Origin of the sequence: Actinosynnema sp. NPDC023658 (assembly GCF_040639995.1) — a bacterium.
In the GTDB taxonomy this organism is placed as follows: Bacteria; Actinomycetota; Actinomycetes; order Mycobacteriales; family Pseudonocardiaceae; genus Actinosynnema.
Window position 1 is genome coordinate 1 of record NZ_JBFAAX010000403.1, and the last position, 5,267, is coordinate 5,267.

At 70.2% G+C, this 5,267-nt stretch carries 6 protein-coding genes; 5 read left to right on the forward strand and 1 reads right to left on the reverse strand.

What is annotated here, in order from left to right:
* Positions 1-18 precede the first annotated feature (18 nt).
* On the reverse strand, positions 19-681 hold the full coding sequence (locus AB0G02_RS27555) for a lytic polysaccharide monooxygenase (protein ID WP_360799189.1): 663 nt from the start codon (positions 679-681) through the stop codon (positions 19-21).
* A 626-nt stretch (positions 682-1,307) separates the two neighbouring features.
* Here AB0G02_RS27555 and AB0G02_RS27560 point away from each other — a divergent pair.
* From AB0G02_RS27560 to AB0G02_RS27580, 5 genes are all read left to right on the forward strand, one after another.
* Entirely contained in the window at positions 1,308-2,471 is a 1,164-nt protein-coding gene (locus AB0G02_RS27560) for an ATP-binding protein (protein ID WP_360799191.1), read from the forward strand.
* Complete coding sequence (locus AB0G02_RS27565) at positions 2,464-2,898, forward strand: roadblock/LC7 domain-containing protein (RefSeq protein WP_360799193.1); 435 nt, start codon at positions 2,464-2,466, stop codon at positions 2,896-2,898. The genes AB0G02_RS27560 and AB0G02_RS27565 overlap by 8 nt, the downstream gene beginning before the upstream one ends.
* 86 nt (positions 2,899-2,984) lie before the next feature.
* Positions 2,985-3,320 (forward strand): DUF742 domain-containing protein, encoded by a 336-nt coding sequence (locus AB0G02_RS27570; protein WP_360799202.1) that lies wholly within the window; start codon positions 2,985-2,987, stop codon positions 3,318-3,320.
* A complete protein-coding gene (locus AB0G02_RS27575; RefSeq protein ID WP_360799196.1) occupies positions 3,301-3,891 on the forward strand; it encodes an ATP/GTP-binding protein in 591 nt (196 codons plus the stop codon). Before AB0G02_RS27570 ends, AB0G02_RS27575 begins: the two co-directional genes overlap by 20 nt.
* 32 nt (positions 3,892-3,923) lie before the next feature.
* Positions 3,924-5,189, forward strand: coding sequence for a styrene monooxygenase/indole monooxygenase family protein (locus tag AB0G02_RS27580; RefSeq protein ID WP_360799199.1), 1,266 nt, complete (start codon positions 3,924-3,926; stop codon positions 5,187-5,189).
* Positions 5,190-5,267 lie beyond the last annotated feature (78 nt).

The following is a 5,267-nucleotide window of genomic DNA, read 5'->3' on the forward strand; positions in this document are numbered from 1 at the left end:
ATCGAGTGGACCGGTTCGTCAGCCGAAGTTCACGTCACTGCACCACATGTACGTCTGGTCCGCGTGGGATGCCTGCCAGATCGTGAACACGATGTGGCGACCGCGGTACGAGCCGTTGGTCTGGACGTTGAACGTGATGTCCTTGGCCGGGGCGTACCTGCCGGTCGTCGTGATCAGGTCGAGGTTGCCCCAACCGAGGCGCTGCGTGGTCGGGTCGAACCCGGTCTTGCTGACGTAGACCTTGAAGTAGTCCGCGCCGTGACTGGCCTGGTCGTACAGGTGCATCGAGAAGCTGCTGCCCACGTTGCTGGTCTTCCACTGGCCCGGCGTGTTCAGGGCGTTGTTGCGGGAGAGCGCGTTGCTGCAGAGCTGCCCGTCGGGAGTCTTCGCCTGGAACGCACCGCCGAGCCCGTCCCGCAGCGCGCTCATCCAGTTCCACATGGTGTCGGCGTTGGCCTGGAAGGCCTGGTAACACATGGGATCCTGCTGCTGCATGGCTGGGTCGGTGTGGTGGCTACCCCAGGTTTGCCAGCACTGGTAAGCACGTGTGGCCGGGCTGACGATGGTGCCGTGCGCCGATGCCGTGGGGGTCCAGACGAACATCACGGCCAGCAGACTGATGACCAGCGCGATGATGCCCCGCCGTCTGGTAACAGACCCGGAGGTAGTGCGCATACGCATGGACGAGCCTCCATCCTCCAGAAGAGTGAGCGGTGGTGATCAATATGGGAGCGCTCCCAGAAACAATCAGCAGCGTATACGTAACGCTCCGAAACTTCAACGAAACATTGAGTGACGGTTGCCAGGTCGAGTGGGCCGCGGAAATCGATCTTTCCGCCCTTCCCGGGCTGACCTGCCGTTTCGGCGCAATACCGGCGCAGCGATCTGATCACTTTCGACGGGGCTGTTCTGGTCGGGACGCGACCGATACCAATTCCACGCCACGACGATTCGAAGCGGGCGGGGGATCGGGTATTGCACCGATCGGCGGTGAGGATTCGCCTGCACATCCGAATGCATTCCCCGGTGTCGGCAGCGGCTGCGGACGCGAGTCCGGGTGCGGTCGGACGGCACGTCCGGCGGACGCCGGGAGCGGTGACCCTCGTTGGAGTTCGGGACGTCGCGCCCTCGGTTGTCGGTCACCGCACGCATCGCGACCAGGGATCTTGGGCTCGGACGTGATCACTTTGGGTACCCGATCGGGTGCAATTAGCTACCCTCCGTCTTGACCGCGATCTCTGCGTCACTAAGGTTGGCGCGGTGTTGGCCGACCACGACGTCCAAGCGGAGCGCGCATGGTGAGCCGGATGCGGTCACTGCTCGACCAGTACCGCAGGCAGGGCGCCAGATCGGTGTTGGAGCAGGCGCGGGACACCGTCGTCGACCTCCTCGAACCGCGCCGCACCCCGCCGCCCCGCACCCCGCTACCCGCCTCACCGCAGGCCGCCAGGCCGCGCGACGACGTGCTCGCGGGGGTGTGCGCCGGGATCGCGTTGCGGGACCTGAACCTCGTGGACTCGCTCCTCGCGGAGCTGGAGCTGATGGAGGCCGAGGAGCAGGACCCCGACGCCCTGGCCCGGCTCTACCGGCTCGACCACCTGGCCACCCGACTGCGCCGCAACGCGGAGAACCTGCGCGTGCTCGCCGGTCAGGACGCGGGCGCCGCCGCCGAGGAGACGGCCTCGCTGGTCGACGTCATCCGCGCCGCGATCTCCGCGATCGAGCAGTACCCGCGGGTGGAGGTCGGTCGGGTGGCGCAGCTGGCGGTGGTCGGCTTCGCCGCCGACGACGTCAGCCGGCTGCTCACCGAGCTGCTCGACAACGCCACCGCCCAGTCACCGCCCAGCTCCGCGGTGACGGTGAGCGCGCACATCACCGAGAACGGCAGCATCCTGCTGCGCGTGGAGGACGCCGGCATCGGCCTGCCCCCGGACCGGATGACCGCGCTGAACGCCGAGCTGTCCGCCGCACCCGCCCTCGACAGCGCCGCCATCGAGCACATGGGACTCGCGGTGGTGCGGCGGCTGGCCGAGAAGCACGACGTGCGCGTCTGGTTGGGCCGCCGCTCACCGCACGGCACGACCGCGTCGGTGCTGCTGCCCGCCGAGCTGGTGCGCGAGGCGCCGCAGGTGTCGTTCGTGCGCACGCCCGCGCCGCCGACGCCCGGCACCACCACGCCCACCGGCACGAACACCGCACCGGCGCCGCGCACCCCGCCCCGTCCGCACTTCGAGGGACCGCGGCACACGGTGTCCGGCGGCGACGGCGGCGTGACGCCCGGCGGTCTGCCCCGTCGCGTGCCGACCAGCCTGCGCGGTCCTGCGGCGCCCGCCGCGTCGTCGCCGGAGATCCGCGAGCCCGCGGGCGGCGAGCAGTTCTTCGCCGACCTGGCGGACTTCGACGCGGGCGAGCAGGCCGCCCGCGGCACCCTCCCCGTCGATCACCGCGAGGACCACCCGAGTGATGACTGACCAGGCCGCCGGGCCGGACTTCAGCTGGCTGATCAACGACTTCGCCCGACGGGTGCACGGCGTCACGCACGCGCTGATCCTGTCGTCCGACGGACTGCCGCTGGTGGCCTCCGACACCGTCGGGGTGGACGCCGCCGAACAGCTCGCCGCGATCTCCAGCGGCATGCTCAGCCTGGCGCGCAACGCCGCCGCCGTGTTCGACAAGGGCACCTGCGAGCAGATCGTCGTCCGCCTGACCGGCGGGTACTTCCTGTTCATGGACATCGGTGAGGGCGCCGGCCTCGGCGTGCTGACCTCGCCGGCGTGCGACATGAAGGTCATCGGCTACGAGATGACCAAGTTCGTCGACAACGCCGGGCACGCGCTCACGCCGCAGTTGCGGGCCGACATGCGCCGCACGGTCACCGCGCGGCGCCCGGGCACGTGACGGCCGAAGGAGAACGACCCGCAGTGACCCCCAGCGCTGTGACACCCGCGACCCCTTCACCCGGCACCACCTCCCCGCCCGGCGCCATGCGCAGCACCAGGGTGCGCCCGTACGCGATCACCCGCGGGCGGACCCGGCCCCGGCACCTGCTGCTGGTGGAGACGCTGGTGTCGGTGCCGAACTACGACCCGCTGGCCGGCGCCCAGCTCATGCCCGAGTCGCAGGCGCTCTACGAGCGGGCGCGGCAGCGCACGTCCGTCGCGGAGCTGTCGGCGCACCTGGACATCCCGCTGGGCGTCATCCGCGTGCTGCTCAGCGACCTCGCCGCCCAGGAGATGGTGTTCATCCACCCGACCGGCTTCGAGTACCAGTACGACGTGCACCTCCTGGAGAGGATTCTGGATGGGCTCAAGGGCGTTTGACGCCGCGCCGTTGACGATTTCGGCGAAGATCGTGGTCGCCGGTGGTTTCGGGGTCGGCAAGACGACGTTCGTGGGTTCGGTGTCCGAGGTGCCGCCGATCAACACCGAGGCGTGGATGACCGAGGCCGCCGAGGGCGTGGACCCCGTCGACCCGGAGGCCGACAAGACCACGACCACGGTCGCGATGGACTTCGGCCGGCTGACCCTGAGCGACGACCTGGTCTTATACCTGTTCGGCACACCCGGCCAGCCGCGCTTCTGGTTCATGTGGGACGACCTGTCGCGCGGCGCGCTGGGCGCGATCGTGCTGGTCGACACCCGGCGCATAGCCGAGTCCTTCGCGGCCATCAACTACTTCGAGAACGACTCGGACCTGCCGTTCGTGGTCGTGGTGAACATGTTCGACGGGCTGCTCGCGCACGACCTGGACGAGGTGCGCGACGCGCTGGCCATCTCGCCGGACGTCCCGCTGTTCACCTGCGACGCGCGGGACCGCGCTTCGGTGGGCGCCGCGCTGAGGGCCCTCGTCTCCTACGCGATGGACCTGAGCCTGTCCTTCGGGCCGGTGTGAGTGGACGCCCTGCGGTGGAAGAGGTGGCGGCAATGCGGAAGGTGCTGATCGTCGGCGCGGGCCAGGCGGGCCTGCAACTGGCGTTGGGGTTGGTGGACGGCGGGTACGACGTCACGTTGATGTCCGCTCGGACGCCGGAGGAGATCCGCGGCGGGCGGGTGATGTCCACGCAGTGCATGTTCGGCCCGGCGCTCCAGCACGAGCGGGACCTCGGCCTGAACCTGTGGGAGGAGCAGGCGCCGGACGTGCTCGGCATCGGCCTCTCGGTGGGCGTGCCGGCCGAGGGCGGGGGAGTGCAGCGCGCGCTCGACTGGCTGGGCCTGTTCGACGAGATCGCGCAGTCCGTGGACCAGCGCGTGAAGATGGCGGGGTGGTTGGAGCTGCTGGAGGACCGCGGCGGCAAGGTCGTCTACCACGGCGTGACCACCGCCGACCTCGACTCGTTGACGGCGCTGTACGACCTGGTCGTGGTGGCGGCCGGCAAGGGCGAGCTGGTGGAGCTGTTCGACCGGGACGCCGGGCGTTCGCCGTACCGGGAGCCGCAGCGGATCCTGTCCGTGGCCTACGTGCACGGCCTGGCGCCCCGCCCCGAGCACCCGGACGTGCGCGCGGTGCGGTTCAACGCCGTGCCGGGCGTCGGTGAGCTGTTCGTCATCCCCGCGCTCACCCTCAGCGGCCCGTGCGACATCCTGTTCTTCGAGGGACTGCCCGGCGGACCGCTGGACTGCTGGGACGACCGACCCGGTCCGGCCGAGCACCTGGACCGCACGCTGCGCCTGATGCGCGAGTTCATGCCGTGGGAGCACGACCGCTGCGGTGCGGTGGAGCTGACCGACGCGCGGGCCACGCTGACCGGCGCCTACCCGCCGGTGGTGCGCAAGCCGGTGGGCAGGTTACCCGGCGGCGGCCGGGTCCTCGGCATGGCGGACGTCGTGGTGGCCAACGACCCGCTCACCGGTCAGGGCTCGAACAGCGCCGCCAAGTGCGCGGCGTCCTACCTGGACAGCATCAAGGCGCGCGGCGACCGGCCGTTCGACGAGGAGTGGATGACGTCCGCCTTCGAGTCGTACTGGGAGTACGCCCGGCACGTCACGTTCTGGACCAACGCCATGCTCCAGCCGCCACCCGAGCACATCATGCGCATCTTCGGCGCGGCCAACGAGATCCCGGCGGTCGCCGGGCGGTTCGTCAACGCCTTCGCCGACCCCACGGACCTCCAGCACTGGTTCTTCGACCCGGAACTGGCCGACCGCTACCTCGCATCGGTCAGCCCGGTCCGAGCCACGCCACCGGTCTGAGCCGCCCCACCGGTCTGAGCCACGCCACCGGCCTGACCCACCCACCGGTCTGAGCCACGCCTCCGGTCGACGTCGGCC